Origin of the sequence: Sunxiuqinia indica, assembly GCF_009847015.1 — a bacterium.
GTDB classification, from domain to species: Bacteria; Bacteroidota; Bacteroidia; order Bacteroidales; family Prolixibacteraceae; genus Sunxiuqinia; species Sunxiuqinia indica.
The window spans coordinates 259,530-276,615 of sequence record NZ_WVEM01000001.1 but is presented as its reverse complement, the minus strand read 5'-3'; the positions used below and the strand labels follow the sequence as shown (position 1 = coordinate 276,615).

At 41.3% G+C, this 17,086-nt stretch carries 17 protein-coding genes; all 17 read right to left on the bottom strand.

Annotation, left to right across the window (positions count from 1 at the left end; translation table 11 throughout):
• The gene (locus GR929_RS01060; RefSeq protein WP_159517057.1) at positions 1-828 is read right to left on the bottom strand and encodes an amidohydrolase family protein; all 828 of its coding nucleotides are present in this window, start codon (positions 826-828) and stop codon (positions 1-3) included.
• An 11-nt stretch (positions 829-839) separates the two neighbouring features.
• Positions 840-1,883, bottom strand: a complete 1,044-nt coding sequence (locus GR929_RS01055; protein WP_159517056.1) for an aldo/keto reductase — start codon at positions 1,881-1,883, stop codon at positions 840-842.
• On the bottom strand, positions 1,876-2,277 hold the full coding sequence (locus GR929_RS01050; RefSeq protein WP_159517055.1) for an L-rhamnose mutarotase: 402 nt from the start codon (positions 2,275-2,277) through the stop codon (positions 1,876-1,878). Before GR929_RS01050 ends, GR929_RS01055 begins: the two co-directional genes overlap by 8 nt.
• Positions 2,278-2,289: 12 nt before the next feature.
• Positions 2,290-3,225, bottom strand: a complete 936-nt coding sequence (locus GR929_RS01045; protein WP_159517054.1) for a glycoside hydrolase family 43 protein — start codon at positions 3,223-3,225, stop codon at positions 2,290-2,292.
• 51 nt (positions 3,226-3,276) lie between these two features.
• Entirely contained in the window at positions 3,277-3,963 is a 687-nt protein-coding gene (locus GR929_RS01040) for a vitamin B12 dependent-methionine synthase activation domain-containing protein (RefSeq protein ID WP_159517053.1), read from the bottom strand.
• On the bottom strand, positions 3,953-4,858 hold the full coding sequence (locus GR929_RS01035; protein WP_159517052.1) for a CobW family GTP-binding protein: 906 nt from the start codon (positions 4,856-4,858) through the stop codon (positions 3,953-3,955). Before GR929_RS01035 ends, GR929_RS01040 begins: the two co-directional genes overlap by 11 nt.
• The gene (locus GR929_RS01030) at positions 4,858-6,204 is read right to left on the bottom strand and encodes a uroporphyrinogen decarboxylase family protein (RefSeq protein ID WP_159517051.1); all 1,347 of its coding nucleotides are present in this window, start codon (positions 6,202-6,204) and stop codon (positions 4,858-4,860) included. The genes GR929_RS01035 and GR929_RS01030 overlap by 1 nt, the downstream gene beginning before the upstream one ends.
• 2 nt (positions 6,205-6,206) lie before the next feature.
• On the bottom strand, positions 6,207-6,875 hold the full coding sequence (locus tag GR929_RS01025; RefSeq protein WP_159517050.1) for a corrinoid protein: 669 nt from the start codon (positions 6,873-6,875) through the stop codon (positions 6,207-6,209).
• Between the two features lie 55 nt (positions 6,876-6,930).
• Entirely contained in the window at positions 6,931-7,593 is a 663-nt protein-coding gene (locus tag GR929_RS01020; protein WP_159517049.1) for a DUF3826 domain-containing protein, read from the bottom strand.
• Positions 7,594-7,629: 36 nt separating this feature from the next.
• A complete protein-coding gene (locus GR929_RS01015; protein WP_201300871.1) occupies positions 7,630-8,538 on the bottom strand; it encodes a sugar phosphate isomerase/epimerase family protein in 909 nt (302 codons plus the stop codon).
• A 14-nt stretch (positions 8,539-8,552) separates the two neighbouring features.
• Positions 8,553-10,142: a sodium:solute symporter gene (locus GR929_RS01010; protein ID WP_159517048.1), complete on the bottom strand. Its 1,590-nt coding sequence runs from the start codon at positions 10,140-10,142 to the stop codon at positions 8,553-8,555.
• A gap of 51 nt (positions 10,143-10,193) precedes the next feature.
• On the bottom strand, positions 10,194-11,069 hold the full coding sequence (locus GR929_RS01005) for a hypothetical protein (protein WP_159517047.1): 876 nt from the start codon (positions 11,067-11,069) through the stop codon (positions 10,194-10,196).
• Between the two features lie 4 nt (positions 11,070-11,073).
• Positions 11,074-11,817, bottom strand: a complete 744-nt coding sequence (locus tag GR929_RS01000; protein WP_159517046.1) for a phytanoyl-CoA dioxygenase family protein — start codon at positions 11,815-11,817, stop codon at positions 11,074-11,076.
• Positions 11,818-11,848: 31 nt separating this feature from the next.
• Positions 11,849-12,928, bottom strand: coding sequence for a Gfo/Idh/MocA family protein (locus GR929_RS00995; protein ID WP_159517045.1), 1,080 nt, complete (start codon positions 12,926-12,928; stop codon positions 11,849-11,851).
• 31 nt (positions 12,929-12,959) lie between these two features.
• Positions 12,960-13,625: a DUF1349 domain-containing protein gene (locus GR929_RS00990; protein WP_159517044.1), complete on the bottom strand. Its 666-nt coding sequence runs from the start codon at positions 13,623-13,625 to the stop codon at positions 12,960-12,962.
• Between the two features lie 10 nt (positions 13,626-13,635).
• Entirely contained in the window at positions 13,636-14,700 is a 1,065-nt protein-coding gene (locus GR929_RS00985; RefSeq protein WP_159517043.1) for a uroporphyrinogen decarboxylase/cobalamine-independent methonine synthase family protein, read from the bottom strand.
• Positions 14,701-14,807: 107 nt separating this feature from the next.
• Positions 14,808-17,072, bottom strand: coding sequence for a glycoside hydrolase family 31 protein (locus GR929_RS00980; RefSeq protein ID WP_159517042.1), 2,265 nt, complete (start codon positions 17,070-17,072; stop codon positions 14,808-14,810).
• Between the last annotated feature and the right edge of the window lie 14 nt (positions 17,073-17,086).

Sequence of the window (17,086 nt, the reverse complement as noted above, 5' to 3'; positions counted from 1 at the left end):
TTAAAGTTGATATGTTTCAACTGCATTTTTATAAAAAACCTGCTCTTTTTCTGAATCACTCAGAGCCGACAGAGCTTGTTTGACCAATTGCAGCCAGCCTGGATATTTTGTAGCCACCAAACAAACCGGCCAATCCGATCCATACATTAATCGAGAGGGACCGAAAGCATCCAATACAACATCAAAGTACGGTTGCAGTTGCTCTGGCGTCCATTTCTTAAAATCAGCTTCGGTAACCATTCCACTAATTTTGCAAGAAACATTCTCCCGCTTTGCCAACTCCTTCATATTTTTAGCCCAGGGTTCAATCTCATTCAGTTTGATTTTAGGCTTGGCAATGTGATCTAACACAAAGACCTGATCAGGATGTTGATCAACAAACTTGATTGCGCTCGGCAACTGATGTTCCAATATCAAAATATCGTACACCAACTGGTAATCCTTCAATAATGAAATTCCTCGGTTGAATGCTTCCCCTAAAATAAACTCCGGATCTGGCTCACCCTGAACCACGTGACGAACTCCTTTCAACCACTTATTTTCAGAATACTTTTGAAGCAGTTCATTAACACTATCAGCCGCCAGTGGCAACCAGCCAACGATCCCTTTTATGAAATCATTTTGGGCAGCCAACGAGAGTAACCATTCAGTTTCCTCTACAATTTGCCGTGCTTGAACTGTTACAACGCCGCATACTCCGGTCGAATCTATTGTAGCTTTCAAATCTTCAGGCAAAAAGCTCCGGCGAATTGTTGCCATGTCATCATCAATCCAGTCAAATTCAACCGGATCGTAATTCCATAAATGATGATGTGTATCAATAATCATGATTAGATCTTTTACAAATATTTATAATCTGAATCAATAATTCCTTCTTTCTTTAATTCCTCCCAAAACTCATTGGGGAATTCTCTTTTCAAAACTTCTTTGTTATTGGCCATTCGCTTAGGTTTGCTTGGATTAAGTGCCACGGCACTAATTTGGGGCGCCGATAAAGCAAACTTCAAACAAGCATCGCCAGGCTGAATGTTGTGTTTGTCGCAAATTGCAAAGAACTTCTCACGCCATTCAAACAGATGCTTATCTGCGGGATCGTTGGGGTCAAGAACTCGATAGTCAAAATATTCGCCACCAGTAATGAACCCGGCATTAAAAATAGCCGAATTAATAATTCCAACTCCATCCTGATCCAGTTGTTCAATGAAATCGACAATCTCTTTTGGATGATGATAAAGTGTAAATTTATTGGCAAACATGACCCAATCAAACTTCACATTCTGGTAAAGCTCTTTAATAACCAACCAATCTTTAGAGCCAATCCCAACAGCTTTTACCTCACCTTTTTCTTTCAATTCGAACAGTGCTTTGTAAGCTTCCAAAATATCGTTTACTCTGGCTTGACGATCTCTGTCGCTACTCGCAGCTGCCAAATATTCGTCAGGATCGTGTACTGAAACAACTTCCGATTTATAAGTTCCTCCTAAAAGTTCGCAGCCCTGCTCCCAACACTCCAGTATTCCGGAATAGCTTATTTTTTGCACAGCATCAAATTTTAAGTTCGCCCAGGCTCCCTTTTCAAAAGTGGGTTCGTTAGTCGTTAACGGAATGCGGTACCAACCCAATTTATTACTGATTGTAATCGTTGATGGATCAACACCTAGTTTTTCAAGTCCCTTTCCAATAACTTCCAAAGCCAACCCCGCACCATACTTACCAGCGCTGTCAATCATCACCTTCCCCTCGCTAACTCGAAACCACTCTTTCATCAAGCTAAGTTTCTCATCATCCGAAAGTTCTCGGTAAAGATTTCCTAAAAAACTGGTACCATAAATAATTGACGGGCATTCAATTCCCGTATTTCCTAGTTGCTTATCTTTACTCATTGGAATATGTTTCTTTTAACTGTCCTTCGATTGCCGGATAACTGTTCTCCTGATCAATCTCAAAAATTCGTTCCATCAATTGCCACTTCTCATCAGCTGAGGCATCCTCTGATGTTTGCTGAAATTGGGAAACATAAGCCTCCCATTCACCTTGTCGTGGTTTTTGGGCTAAATCAGCCATCGCCTGCTCATGGTCAAAATCAGCAATCGTATCCATAATCATGAACAACTGGCTGCCGTGTATATAGATTTCCATATCCAGAATGCCCACTTCTTTCATGCCTTCGGTAATTTCAGTCCAGCAAGCGCCCGGAGCATGAATCTTTTTATAGTCTTCAATCAATCGAAGATTATCTTCTAAAGCCAATGTTTTGCAGTATCTCTTAAATTTCATTCTATTACTTCTTTATTCCTTTTTCAAATTAGGCTGATTCGCCAGAAGCTGATCAATAATTTGCTGCTCTACTTTAAAAATGGTTCCATGCTTATGCCCTTCGGGAAGTGAAACTTGATCCGAAATATTCTTAAACGTTTCAAAATCGGTTGTACTCACCGCTCCATATTCATAGTCGCCATACGAATCGAAATAAATCAAGTACTGATCGCCAACTTTTGCGACAGTTGGCCCTTCGGTTTTAAACTTGGTAAATGGCCCGGAGATATCATGAAACGGACCAATCGGAGAATCAGCAAAGGCAACCTTTATATTTCGCATAGGACGCGTATTATCTTTAAACACCAACACATAGTCGTTTGTAGCGCGCTTTACAATTGTCGCGTCAATTGCACTAAACCCGGGATCGAGAAATAGTTTCGTTTCTGAAAACGTTTTAAAATCTTTGGTTGTAACATAGTATTGTCGATGATTATTTCTCTCATCTTCAATTCCCTTTTCGAATTTGTAGGGCACTGTTGATGCCCAAACAATTATATACTCTTCCTTTTCGTCGTCGTAAAAAAGCTCGGGAGCCCAAACGTTTACAGTGGAAGTATCATGATCCATCAGCAAAATATGTTCTTGCTCCGACCAGTTGATCAAGTCTTTTGAGCTTGCGTAACCAATTCCATAGTCACCTCGCCATGATGACGTCCATACAAAATGAAAAGTACCGTCAGGCCCTTGCACAATAGAAGGGTCGCGCATGACTTTTTGAGTCCCAACTTCTGGCGCCAGGTATGGGCCTCCCAAATCATTCCAATGGTAGCCATCTTCGCTGTAAGCTAAAAACAGGCCATCGGTTGCCGGCTCTCTGAAGGTGCTAAATACGTAATATTCTTTTTCTTGTTTGCAGGCCACTAATGCGATAAACAGCATTGCCAATATCCAATATCCTTTTTTCATATTTTTCAAATTTTAGATTGTAAAAAATTTACCTTGCTTTTTTAGAACAAGCTAATGTTTATCTCGATAAACACAATTTTCGAGTTGACAAAGATTGCATTGATAATCGTTAAACTCAACATTTTCACCAATCCCAATTAGTCCGCTAATTGACTTCACGGGGTGCATTAAAGACGATGGTGTGAGCTTTACACCGCACGCAGTTCCTCCGAAAAGGGAAAACAGTTTGTGCTGGTCGGTCACATTCCAGTGACAATATCCCGGACTATACCTGTTTGTAATTTTTCTCCCTGCTTTTTGTTCACTCAGGCTGATAGTTGCTTGTATTTTATCGCCAACAGCCTCCGCAATGGCACTTCCAATTACATCGTACACGTAGCCAAGAACGGGGTCTTCGCCCTTCAGCAACTTATCAGCAAGCTGACTAATCTCCGCTCCGGCAGTACATACAAAGAAGGCAATATTTTCTGCGCCGTTTAACTCTTTCCGAATCGTTCGTCCAACGTTAAATTGCAAATCCTGAACGCAGATTTTTTTTTTATCAGAGCAAAACTCATCCATCTTTAGAATTCGGTATGCCCCTTTTATATCATTCAATTGTTTACAACACTCAAATGCCTGAGCCAAATAAGTTGGGAATGGTTCAAAAAATGAATCTTCGGTGTATCCTAAAGTTGCTATAATTTCCTTCGGATCGATTTCCAGTTCTTCAAATGTAAAACTTCTTTCAATGTTCATCTTTGCAGTATTCGTCAAACATAAGCTGAAGATTCTTTTCATCCTCAAAATTACCAATTAAAACAAGATCTCCAGCTCCTGTGAAATCTTCGACTTCGTGTATCGTAACCGAATCGAAAACACCCTGAACAAAAGCTGACTTGCCGGTTTTCAACTTGACAAAACCCTTGCATCGGAGACAATCTGCCTTTAACTGATTCAAGAACTTAGTTAAGTTTTCGGGAGCGATAGAACGGGTTGAGCGAATTACAACAGATCCGATATCCGGTCGCCCTAAAGTCGAAGCTTGATCTTCAGGAAATAAATTGAGTGCTCTTTTGTAATCGCTAACATCAACCTGACCGTAACGCCCTTCTACTATCTTTGCAAACGGATTGATCGTCTTAATTTTCTTTAAAAGATCGTCGGTACTTCCTTTGAGCAAATCTGTTTTATTTAGGATAATGGTGTCTGCACTCCGCAATTGGTGTTCCATTCGTACTTTTAGAGCGGGTATCCGGTTAAAGTTGAAAACATCAACCAAACACCAAACATGTTCTAAAAAAACTTTGCCCTTTAATTGCGATGACTGAAAAATTTGCCCAACACCGATGGGATCAGACAAACCCGATGCTTCCATCAGCAACAGATCCGGCTTATATTTTTCAATAAATTCATTTAACGATTGAATAAATGAACCAAGCAGGCACACACAAAACACCGAACCATTATTAATTTCCAGCACCTGAAAATTTGCTTCTTCATAAAACTTTCTCCCGTCAATATTGACAGGAGAAAATTCATTTTGAATAATCGCTATATTTTCTTTTGTGCCGGTCTTTTTTAGAAAATGATCGAGAAATGATGTTTTGCCACTTCCTAAAAACCCGGTTATTAAGTGCAATGGAATGCTCATTAATTCATCGCCTTTTTAATTGCTTTTTCAATTTCAGTTTTGCGTGGAATTTGACTGATAAATTCCACTTTTCCATTGATACAGGTCGTCGGCACATTTTGTACACCTAAGGCCATCATCATCTGAATTCCTTCTACATCCTTTATTTTATGCTCGTTGACAATCACCTTGTCTCCAAAATCGATTGAAGCCTGTTTTACTGCCTCAACCATATATTGGCATGGGGCGCACGAAGCAGAGTCGAGTGTGATAATGTCAACCACTACTTTGCCTTCTTCGAAGTGACCGTCCAAGCTCAGTGGTTGCAAGGAGGAACTGTGTTCCATTTCGCGGGTCACTTGCTGGGCATAATCGTCATAGACCAATTCTGTAACCGCTTGCAAGTTGGCAACCGGCGTATCCATTGGCAAGTCACATCCAGGAGCCAAAATAAAACCTTTCTTTCCACCCAGATCCAAGCAATTAACCGCTTCCTTTTTCGAGTCCATTTCGTTTCCAAGCAAAAGCACGCTTGTCAGCTTCATATTTCCACCAAAACTAATTCCTTTTGCCAAGGCTGTTTCCTTTACAAAATCTAACGGAATATTTTCATCAATCGAAATATTATCTGGTTTACAGTCGCACATTACTTCAATGTTTTGTTGTGCATGACCGCAAACAAAGAATGAACTGTATTTTTTCTTTGAACGAACAAAATCAAATATTTTCGTAACAAATGGACTTACAAAAGTCTCGAATGACATCGGATCAATCTGGCTGGTCATAGGATCGACAACAGCAATGACATCGCAACCGGCATCCAGCAACAATTCGGCATGTTTAGTACCAACCTGAGCACAAAACTCCATCAGTTCATTCACATAGTCAGGATCTTCGAAAAGCTTCATAAAAATATCGGTTCCCAACAAGTGCAGCGCCAATGTAAAAGGTCCGGTAATTAAACCATACAAAGCCAGTTCAGGATGCTTTTTCCGTAGTTCTCTTGTGGCCTCTAAAACAACTGGTATTCGTCCGTCGTTTTCGGTTGGCAGTTTTAACGAACTAAGTTCAGCACCTTCGTTTAACGGATGTGAAATTACTGCCGGAGGGTTCTCTTTGCTCCAGGCCAATTTACATCCAAGGATTTCGGCTTCAATTTGTAAATCGAAAGCCACCGGAATTCCATCGGGCTTATACAATTCAATAGCCTTATCAATTCCATCAACAATATGCTTCGAACTGCGAAGGAAGGCTTCAGCATCAACACCAATTAAATTTCCACCGTGCACCCCAACAAAAGGAACCCATGGGATTCTCTCTACCTCTTCAAGCCGAAATGCTTTTTCCAACAATTTTAATCCGTTCATACTTAAGCTGTTTTAGTATTTAAAAACTCAACAATTGCCTGTGGATCCGAAGAATAATTATCGGCTCCAATTTTCTTACTGAACTCTTCGTTTACCGGAGCGCCACCAACAGCCACTAAGGTATTAGGAGCTGCTGCCTTTATTTCCTTTGTAATCCGTTCCATATTAGCCATAGTTGTTGTCAATAACGCCGAAAGACCAACTACAGCTCCCGGATTTTCATTCAAAGCATTCAGGTATTTTTCGGTATCAACATCGGTTCCCAAATCAATTACTTTATAGCCATTCCCTTCAACCATCATGGCAACCAGGTTTTTGCCAATATCATGCAAATCGCCTAAAACGGTTCCAATAATAAAGGTTCCTTTTTGCTTTGCCGCACCTGAGTCGAAATAGGGCTTCAAATGAACCATCGCGGTACTCATGGCTTTCGCCGACATTAATACCTGAGGGACAAACACTTTGTTTTCGCGAAACTTTACACCAACTCGTTCCATGCCGGGCATCAATCCTTCGGTTAGCACATCTTGTGCGTTCACTCCCTCGTCTAATGCCTGACGGGTAATTTCATCGGCACCGTCTTCTCCTTTCATTTGAGGAGGAAATGGTGCAGCCTTGTTTATTTTTCCAAACTCGATGCAGTTGGACAGTTTATTTAGTAGTTCGTTCATAATTAAGTTGATTTTATTTTTTTGGGTTTATCAGCAGATATCTTGATCTATAAGCTTACTTCTTTTTAGCATCTTCGATACGTTTATGCCAATCTTTACTTTCTTTATTCAAGTCGTAACCTTCTTTTGAAAGGTAATTATTGATGCGCCCCTTATATTTCCCAAACCAGGCATGTTTCGCTTTTGAAGATCCGGCATCCATTGCTCTTTCCCGGGCATCATAAAGCGCCCGGTAAATGAATTTCTTTTGATCTTCAGTCAGCTGAGGAATCATTTCCTGAAACGCTTGATAAGTTTTAGGAAAAACACTGTAAGTCATTCCATCTTTCACTTTCTCAATTTGATCAGGTTTAAGATCTTTGGCCAGGTTTTTCAAATAACTGTTGTGCAAGCTGTCCAATTTCTGATCAGCCTTTTCTGTCAGTTCTTCAATTTTTGCTTTCACCTGTTCCTCATCCTTTGCTTCTTCTTTCAAGGTTTTTACAGTAGCATCTAACTGATCGTGAACACCATTTAAATCATAATACTGTTGAGCAATTAGATCGCGTACCCGATTGAATTTTTCTTCAACATCGATGTCCAGTGTTTCTACAATCTTTTCGGCGCGTTTGCTAACAACTTCCCAGTAAGCTTCATCTTCGTGCTTTTGTGGTAAATTAGCAGCTCCGTACGCTCCGAATCCAAATACGAATAAAATAACGATTGAAATTTGTCTCATTTTTTATGTTTTTTTAAATATTTCGTCCCATTTAATTTACTGAAAAACAGATTTTAGATATGCTACGTTGGCTCCAAAATTACCTCGAACATCCCGAGTGTTATTCGCATCGCGCGATCTCTCTACCAACAACCAGCCACTCCACCCCAATTCATCAAGGGTGGTTTTAATTTGAGGCATATCAATTTGCGGATCGTTTTCCAACCACACACTATCTTTATTGGTAGCATGAATCTCACAGATTCTATTTTTACCTAATATTTTCAATTCTTCATTAATATCTCTACCGTTTTTTAAAGGATTGGCAAAATTGAAGCATATCTGAATTGCGGGAGATCCAATATCATTCAGAAGTTCCACCTCTCCCTTTGCATCCAATGCAGTTTCTATGCCAATAACTACTCCAGCGGCTTCAGCTTTTTTTCCAACCTCTTTTAACCGTTCAACAATTGCAGCCCTCCGTTCAGGATATTGAATCAAATCCCCCTCAACACCTAGAGGTAAAAATCCAACCTTCACCTCCATCAATACCATTGTATTGATGCAGTCCTGAATCGTTTCCACAGCACCTTCCCTTTCAGGAAGCGACTGTGAATAAAAGCCAGTCATGGCTAGTGAGCTAATCTCGATACCCAACTGACGAGCGGTGTCCAAATATTGTTTTCGAATCACCGGATCAATCAGTTTATTATTAAAGGTCGGACGATTTCCCAATCCACCCATATCCACTTCCACACCATCAGCTCCAATTTCTTTAGCCAAAGGTAATGCACTAAGTTTTTGCCGTTTCAGGATCATTAAATCCACGACCCCAACTTTATATTGAATCTCCTTTTTTTCTTTCGGAACGGGCTTGCATGAATGTACAATAGTTGAACTCAGCAGCATGCCTGCCATCAGCCAAATTGAAAATTTATTTAATCTTTTTTTAGGTTCTTCAGTCATCTGTTCATTAAATTTTAATGTCCGTTGAATAAGATGTACAAACCAACCATCACTATAATTAAGGCACCCCACAAAATCCATACTTTCTTTGAAGGTGTGTGTAATTCACCGTAGTCCAACACATTTTGATCTTCTGATTTTTTATCGAAGTACGAAATCAGGAAAGCCAGAAAGGCCAGTACAATAAAAATAAAGAAGGACAATAACAAAAAGTGAGGCCAGAAATCATATTTGTCTTTAGGGAAAATCCATAAATACGTAACACCAGTCCCCAGACTAAGTAAGGTACCAACTGAAAGTGTAAAGTTTGCAGCTCTTCGGGTGGCTTTCTTCCAAAGTACTCCGAATAAAAACACGACTGACATTGGAGGTGCAATAAATCCTAATATGGCCTGGAAAACATCAAAAAGGTTCAATCCTTTTATGCTATCAATAGCTACAGCCAGGAAGACGGCTATAAAAGCACCTAAAACGGTAACGATACGTCCAATCGATACAATCTCCTTTTGTGTTGCCTGAGGCTTGTAATTTTTCACATAAATATCCATGGTGAAAACAGTACTCAATGAATTCAATGCCGAGTCGATGGTACTTACCAAAGCAGCAATTAACACGGCCATTACCATCCCGATCATTCCCGATGGCAGCAATCGTGTTACCATTGTCATATAAGCCTCATCCGGATTTTTCAAGCCGGGGAATAGCACAAAACAAGTAATACCGGGAATAATAAACAGTGCGACATCCAATATTTTCAACCACCCTGTAAAGTTGGCACCGAGCTGTCCATGTTTTAAGCTTTTAGCTCCAAGAACCGACTGCACCATTGATTGGTCGGTACACCAAAACCAAACTCCCATAATGGGATATCCGAGCACAATGGCGAGCCATGGGTAGTTTTTATCATCCATTGGCAGAAACAAGTTCCAATAGCTGCCCGGGGTACTATGAAAAATCTCCATCGGCCCACCTGCTTTGACAACACCAACCACTGTCAAAATCAGCGAAACGGCAATTAGCAAAATCATCTGAAAAACATTAGTGTATGCAATGGCCTTCAAACCACCGGCAATTGTGAAGAAAGCAGCAATTACTACTAAAATAATAACCGACAGCCACAATGGGAGGGCTAAGATTTGTCCTACTAAAATTCCGCCGGCAAACAAGGTGAGTGCCAGCCAGGAAATAAGGATAGTAACCAGCGTGTACCAAGCCAGGATACTTCGGGTAGACTGGCCAAAACGCCGACCCATAAATTCGGGGAGCGTTTGCACATTGGCACCAAGATAGCGTGGTGCAAAAACGGTGGCCAGCAAAAAGATGAAAACAAATGCGTACCATGCAAAATTACCGGCAACTAAACCGGTGGTATAACCAATACTTGCAGAAGCAATCAACATGGAAGGACCAACGTTGGTCCCCCACATGGTTAAACCGATACTTGGCCAACCCAATGAGTGACCGGCCAAAAACAAATTCTCGTCACTTCCACCTTCTTCTTTTTTCACAAAACTTACCCAATACCCAATTCCGATTAAAACGACCAGATAAATGCCGACAATGATAAAATCAAGAGGGTTTAGGAAACTATTGATATTGTCCATAGTAGTTTGATTAGTTTTTTCTGCTAGTTGTTATTTTATTCGTTCAATTAATTATCCAATTCTTTTTTGGGCTTCTTTCCAGCACTCTTTGGCAATTTGCCCGTAAAGCAAAGCTTGTTGCCAACGATCACCCTCTTCAACCCGCTCTCCCTGCGCATTTTGAATTTGGCGAGCATAGAAGATATCAGCTTGCAACAATTCAACCGTAAAGCAGAGGTAGTCGCCAGGTTTCGCCGTTTTCAGAAATCCGGCAAAAGCACGTGTCCACATCTCTTTAAAATGGTCGACATAAATCTGGTTTTTACCATCGGCAATATCAACCTGAATACTACCAGGGTTTCCAATACGACCATGCATAAATCGAACGCGATCGAAAACCGGAGCGATAAACTCCCATTTATTTTCAATTCCGCCGTACACCATTTCCTGCCCGGTGTACCAATGCGAAAAATCCCCGTTGAAGCGAATCTCGGGGAATCGCTTGATGAGTTCAACCGTTCGCTGCATATCCTGCGTAATAGTCGACCGATGGGTTTCAAAATAAATTGGAAAATCGTTTTTTACTGACATATCCAATACATATTGAACCAGTTCATCCATCTCCTTATCACTTTCCATTCCCCAACCAACATGCAGAGTGGCACAATTAAAGTTATCCTTTTTCCACTTGGGAAGCAGTTCATCCAACTCGCCCACCTTGTTAATGCGAGCATGTGCAGTTAGCTCCAGTCCCAGTTTCTTACATAAATCAGGATTGCCATCTTGCACACCTGCGTATCCGGCTGCTTTTATGGCATTGTGTTTTTCCTCATCGTTGCCGCGAGGACCTACCGAAAACGAAGGCAGATCGCTACAATTTCCATAGTTTATATCCAGCCGAAGATAGGGTGGCCGATCAGTTCCATCGTTTGTATTTTTAATCTCCATATTTCTATTTTTTTAATTGTCCATTTACAATGAATGGATCTGCCAAGTATAGCGGACTACCATCATCTTTCACAATAGGCTCGTCTGAATACTGCATTAGCAATACCCTTCGTGATTTATTCGTGTTATTTGACCCACTTCGGTGAAAGCAAACACTTGAAAAAAGCGCGATATCTCCTTTTTTTAGAACTGCCGGAACTCCAGGGTTATCACCAGCATATCCAACCATATCGTTTGTGCCATCCTCAAGAAAATGATCAATCCGTTTTCTTGTTCCTGCCTCATCATAAGTCAGCAAATATACTGTTCCATTCTCCTCGTCAACATCATCCAAGGGCAACCAGCATGACAAATATGGATTATGCTTTTCTTTGACATAGCCAGAATCCTGATGCCAGGAAAATTTCATTCCTTTATCGGCAGCTTTAACCACATATTGTTCTAAAAATAAATACACATCGTTGCCTAGAATACTTCGGGTAATCTCCTCCATTTCCTTCCCAAACAAAAGCTCCTGCATGGCTTGGCTCGATTTGTTTTTCATCGCAATGAAATACCTTTTCCCTTTGTGATTGATCTCATCAACTTCCACCCCTTTTGCATCCATCTCAGCATCTTTCTCCTTGATAAAGCGTTCGCATTCATTCTGGATCTTTTCAATCATCTCCTGTGAGATTACGTTACGAAGAATTACGAAACCATCCCGCTCGTATTGCTCGACCTGTTCTTTGGTAATAATTGTACTCATTGTGTTTATTTTTAGGTTACTATTAGAAATATTATGGATTCAGAATTGACCTAAGGCCATATTCTTCAATGGTATCTTGTACTTTCTCCGGTTTTCCCGAAGTCAGTGTTTTTTCCATGGTTTTCAACAAAGCGACCGTTCCAATTCCTTCTTTTAAATCAGGATAAGCGACGAAGCCTTTTTCGATGCTGTCGGCAAAATGCTCCAGGTAATTATTGTACTCTCCGGCGTGATGACTCTTTCCCTCAAACCGGAAATAGTACTTCAACTGATCGTCAAAAGTGATTTGCTTATCTTCGCCGTTTTTATCGGCAATGGTGTATCGCAAATCCATGTAATCACCCTGGCTGCAACCTTCGGTTCCGCGGAGAATACAGCTCATTTCGCTCTCGCGAATTGCCGGTTGAACCGGGCCGGAATACGATCCGCTAACCCGTGCAATACGTCCATCTTTTGCCTTAAAGATAAAGTGCATGGTATCTTGGTTTTTCAGTCCTCCTGCTACCCCATTCGGGCTTAACATACCGTAGCCCATCACTTCCTCAATTTCGGGCAAATACCAACGGATGAAATCCACCGGATGGCTCAATCCACCAAACAGCCACTTAAAACTATCCTGCAACGACCAACCTTTGCCTAAAAACCAGCGGTGATCGGCATTGTAGTGCGCTTCGACAGTAACAAGCTCCCCTATTTCGCCTCTCTCGAAGTCAAGTCGTTGCCTTTTCATCGGCTCGAAAAAACGGGAGCTTTGCCCCACAAATACTCGCTTGCCAACTTTATGACTCAGCTCGAGCAAGCTTGCCGCTTCCGCCAGATCATCAAGCAGTGGTTTTGTACACACTACATGTTTCCCGTGTGAAAGCGCCATTTTTATGTGAGTAGCATGTAAATGATCCGGCGTGTAAATACCAACAACATCAATCTCCGGATCACTCAACAGCTCTTCATAATTAGTCGTATAGTTGTGAAAATCAAACTCTTTTGCCCGCTGCTTACACAAATCAATATTCAAGTCGCAAACAGTTTTCAACTCCCATTTCGCACTATTCAGGACAGCAGACATTGTACTCCGTCCTTCACCCAATCCTAAAATCCCTATTTTCAACATACTTACATTTAAATAAAAAGTGAATATTCATTTAGAAAGATCTGAGATCATCAGGAACCCTCGAAGAATATCTAATATTCGAGAATTGTCCCTGCGTACCATCTCCCCGAGAACCATGAACAGCAAAGCCAATTTTCAAACTCTCTTCTGTTTCTAATCTAAAATTTCGTATCATCTCCCAATTCTTTCCATCTCGGGAATAATGAAACGACATCTCCAGCCCCTTTTTTATAATCGCCATATAAGCATAATCATCATCTATATGCATCGAATTACAATCATCTGAATAAATACGGTTAATTACTGAGACGATCGAGGTCTGCTTATTTACCGAGTTTTCGAAACAAAACTTCCCCCAATAATCTGAATCCTGATAAAACACCAAGGCTGCCACGTCATAAACAGCTTTTAGATCAGCACCCACTTTCGCACAAAACACAAAAGATGAATCTGGATGGAATAATACCATGGGAGCATTCTGAACATTGTAATGTCCACTCGGACTTGCAAAAAGATTTGTTTTTCCTTTGGCAGAAAGAAGCAGTGAATCTCCTTTGACCGTGTAAACAGCTACTGGCTCATTAAGCACTTCCAACTTAAAAGGAATCGCTTGAAGTTTTAAATTAGTACTTTGCGCACTCACCAAAGAACCACTTACCAACAGAATCAGAAACAAAAACGAAAATCTTATTTTCATGAGTTATTGATTATCTGTATTTATCTACAATTTTCAGGGCTGCATCAATATCTTTTTCTGATTTAAAATCGACATTAATATGCAAACCGTCTGTTCCAATGTTATCAATTAAAGGCTCCAGTTCATCCAAAGTCACCCAGTTCGCCATAATTGATTTTCCGCCGGCAAGAATTCGTTTGTACAAATCGTACCAGCAAGGATCTCCGCCTTGTGGTTCTCCAACACCGGGAGTCCATTGAATGGCATTCAACTCATCAATACTTAAAATTGCATCCAGGTGTCGCTGTGCTCCTACTCCATCAAGATGATAAAGCGTGTAATCAATCTTTTGACATTGTTCTTTAATGTATGGCAGCACAAACCGATTGTAATCCTCCTCCGAAATCATGATCGAGATATCAGATTGGACCTTTGAAACGGTACCCGGCGCCCAGATTGAGAAATAGCAATAAGCCATTTCGCCACCTTCCTGAATGACATCATAAATTTTATTGAACGCCTTAAAGTAGACATCGTTCACCTGTTGAAGTTGCATCTCCAATTCTTCCGGTTGCATAATCATATCCATCAACAAGTCCTGCGTGCCTTTAATACTGGCCAACACGTCCAGCCCCTCAACCAAGTCGGGACACCCAACATAGTAGTGTCCGTTTGAACGCTTTTTACATTCGTTCAACAGATCCAGGTGCAGTTTCCAAGCCGGATTAGCTTCATCAAACTTCAGGTTCATATCAATCCCCTCCTTGTGTCTGATCCAGATAGTATCTTCTCCACCTTCCAGCTCAGCCCCCATTAATGCAGCCAATGAACCGGGACCTAAATGGGTATTGGCAATCGGCATTATATCAGCCTTAAAAGAACTCCGCGACAGCTGATAGTCCAGGTTTTCAGCACGCCAAACCGGATCGAACCAGTATTGTTTCAAATCCTTGGCATCAGCCGGTTTTGGGATATCCGCGTGTGGTGCCCCATCTTTTGGCAAGTGTTCCCACATATTCAGAATAATTCCCTTTTGATCCCACCAATTGAGGAAATTCTGCTTTGATTCATCTATATTTTTTTTCCAGGTATTCATTTTAGTTTTAAGTTTCAATTCCCAGATGTATCTAAAAATTCAAGTGCCTCTGGAAATTGGTTATTGGTTGTTTTTTTATTTCTATTTTTTTCTTCGTAATCCATATTCTATTTCAACAAATCCGCGAGAATACTATTCTCAATTCCGGTGTAAGTTTCAGCAAAAACGAGTTTTTCGGTCTTTGCTAAATCAATTTCATCGGTGTTGGATACATGGTGCGGATAAACTGAAATCTGTGCTCCTTTTTTCACCCACACTGGCATTTCATCCAATGGGCACTCGAAGTTGTTCAGCCAGCAATTGCCCTGAGTAAGTTTACCCGAAAACAGATTAACCCACTCTCCATCTGGCAAATACACATCTCTCCTGTTCTCACTATTCATAACCGGAGCAACCATAAAATCATCTCCGAAATAATACTGATCATCAATATGCCAGCACATTTTATCTTTTGGATGATGAAAAATTAAAGCTCTTAGCACGGGAAATCCGGTTTGTGTCGTCTTTTCACTTTGCTCCATCAAATACGGAATGAGGGCATAACGTAGTTTCAACCAATTACGCACAATTCCGGAAATCGCCGGATATTCGTATGGCTCGCGCTTGGATGTTCCGTGATAACGCAGGTGTGATGAGAACACGCCAAACTGCGTCCAGCGTACATATAAATCATCAGGGATAACCGAATTCATGAAATTAGGTACGCCATGAAAACCCGGAACATCATGACTCCAAAAGCCAAAACCGGAAAGCCCGATATGCAAGCCTCCTTTTAACGAGCCAGCCAAGCCATCCCACGAGCAAGCCGAGTCGCCACCCCAATGTAACGGATACCGCTGACAGCCAGCCCAACCCGCACGAGCCCACACAATGCCATCGCCGGTTACTTCTTTCGTTATTTCATAGGCTGCTTTTTGATAAAGCAATGCATATAAGTTGTTTAACTTATCGGGCGACATGCCATGGTATTCCGCATCCATATGGATGTCTTCTCCAAAGTCAGTTTTAATGCAAACCACACCCATGTCCAGCAGTTCTTTTAGCAATCCTTTATACCATTCAACAGCTTTAGGGTAGGTAAAATCGATGGTGCCCGCATAATCTAATGCGCTGAAATTTGAGCCACCCTGCTGCTTGACTTCGTTCACTTTGCACATGTACTTCTTGTTGCGTGCTTCGGCAAGTTGCTCCGCTTCGGCGGCGATATAGGGCATTTGCCACAAACTTACCTTGTAACCATCGTTGCGCAAATTCTGTACAAATCGTTTCGGATCAGGAAAACGTTCCGGATTAAACTTCCACTCACACAACCAATCAGTTCTAAACCACCCCGTATCCAGATGGATAACGTCGCAAGGATAATCTTCCTTACGCAGTCGATTACAAATCTCGTTTACTTCCTCTTCTGAAAAATAAGTCATCCGGCTCATCCAGGTCCCGAAACTCCATTTAGGGAGCATGGTCGGAAAACCTGTTAACTGGCGATAGCCTTTTAAAATTTCTTCGGGCTCATCTCCCCCAATCAGAAAAACATCCATCGCCGGCTCTTCAACCAACAGTTGTACGGAGCGAGTAGAATGATCGGCCATCGATAATTTCCCATGTGCTGACGTATGCATGAATATTCCATACATTCGACTGGACATTAAAAATGGCACATTTTTGTAGGCTCGTCGATTGTTGACTCCTTGTCCATCCTGATTTTTTAGCTGAAAGGTTTGCCCTGACAAATCCATTTTTGTAAACCGTTCACCGGTACCGACAAACTTTTCATCAGCATCGGCATGAAAGGACATCGTTGTTCGATCCAGCTGACCATCTTTTTCAACGACTGCTAATGCATAGGCATCATGTCGGGCCGGAAAAAACTGATCGTAAGCACTCACTTTCACAGCTTTCTCGCCATCAGGGTAGAAGGTCAAATCCAAGGTCTCCTCTGGTCCTGGAACCAAATCACTCCAAAAGTCAATTGCAACAGGTCGTCGGTTTAACGATGCTCTGGTCATCCCGGTGCTGTCCTTGATCAACCATTCATCCTCTGTTTTCTCAAAGCGAAGTGGATTTACCGAAAGTTCTGGATGAATGTCCAGCATCACCGAATCCGTCATCGCGTGCTCGTCAAATCCGATGGCCAAGCGAATTATTTTTGCCCCGTAAGCCCGCATGCGAAGTGAATAGATCTTTCGTGGGGTTTCTTTATCTGGTTCAATATCATTCGCGTTTTTTTGTTTTTGAAATGGAATTTCAAAAACCACGTCGAATCCATCAAGCTCCAACGAAATCGGAGCACAAGCTTTCCAGAGAGATTCCTCCCCGGTCATGGCCGGATCGAAATCCAGAAAATCAAAAAGCTGATAGTTGGTTTGTTTCATTAAAAATCATTTTT

What these genes read in the sequence shown, in the direction of transcription:
- GR929_RS01035 (WP_159517052.1), bottom strand. Translation starts at nt 4,858, where the DNA reads ATGAGCATTCCATTGCACTTAATAACCGGGTTTTTAGGAAGTGGCAAA.
- GR929_RS01000 (WP_159517046.1), bottom strand. Translation starts at nt 11,817, where the DNA reads ATGAGTACAATTATTACCAAAGAACAGGTCGAGCAATACGAGCGGGAT.
- GR929_RS01060 (WP_159517057.1), bottom strand. Translation starts at nt 828, where the DNA reads ATGATTATTGATACACATCATCATTTATGGAATTACGATCCGGTTGAA.
- GR929_RS01040 (WP_159517053.1), bottom strand. Translation starts at nt 3,963, where the DNA reads ATGAACATTGAAAGAAGTTTTACATTTGAAGAACTGGAAATCGATCCG.
- GR929_RS01030 (WP_159517051.1), bottom strand. Translation starts at nt 6,204, where the DNA reads ATGAACGGATTAAAATTGTTGGAAAAAGCATTTCGGCTTGAAGAGGTA.
- GR929_RS01020 (WP_159517049.1), bottom strand. Translation starts at nt 7,593, where the DNA reads ATGAGACAAATTTCAATCGTTATTTTATTCGTATTTGGATTCGGAGCG.
- GR929_RS01055 (WP_159517056.1), bottom strand. Translation starts at nt 1,883, where the DNA reads ATGAGTAAAGATAAGCAACTAGGAAATACGGGAATTGAATGCCCGTCA.
- GR929_RS01005 (WP_159517047.1), bottom strand. Translation starts at nt 11,069, where the DNA reads ATGGAGATTAAAAATACAAACGATGGAACTGATCGGCCACCCTATCTT.
- GR929_RS00990 (WP_159517044.1), bottom strand. Translation starts at nt 13,625, where the DNA reads ATGAAAATAAGATTTTCGTTTTTGTTTCTGATTCTGTTGGTAAGTGGT.
- GR929_RS01010 (WP_159517048.1), bottom strand. Translation starts at nt 10,142, where the DNA reads ATGGACAATATCAATAGTTTCCTAAACCCTCTTGATTTTATCATTGTC.
- GR929_RS01015 (WP_201300871.1), bottom strand. Translation starts at nt 8,538, where the DNA reads ATGACTGAAGAACCTAAAAAAAGATTAAATAAATTTTCAATTTGGCTG.
- GR929_RS01050 (WP_159517055.1), bottom strand. Translation starts at nt 2,277, where the DNA reads ATGAAATTTAAGAGATACTGCAAAACATTGGCTTTAGAAGATAATCTT.
- GR929_RS01025 (WP_159517050.1), bottom strand. Translation starts at nt 6,875, where the DNA reads ATGAACGAACTACTAAATAAACTGTCCAACTGCATCGAGTTTGGAAAA.
- GR929_RS00980 (WP_159517042.1), bottom strand. Translation starts at nt 17,072, where the DNA reads ATGAAACAAACCAACTATCAGCTTTTTGATTTTCTGGATTTCGATCCG.
- GR929_RS01045 (WP_159517054.1), bottom strand. Translation starts at nt 3,225, where the DNA reads ATGAAAAAAGGATATTGGATATTGGCAATGCTGTTTATCGCATTAGTG.
- GR929_RS00985 (WP_159517043.1), bottom strand. Translation starts at nt 14,700, where the DNA reads ATGAATACCTGGAAAAAAAATATAGATGAATCAAAGCAGAATTTCCTC.
- GR929_RS00995 (WP_159517045.1), bottom strand. Translation starts at nt 12,928, where the DNA reads ATGTTGAAAATAGGGATTTTAGGATTGGGTGAAGGACGGAGTACAATG.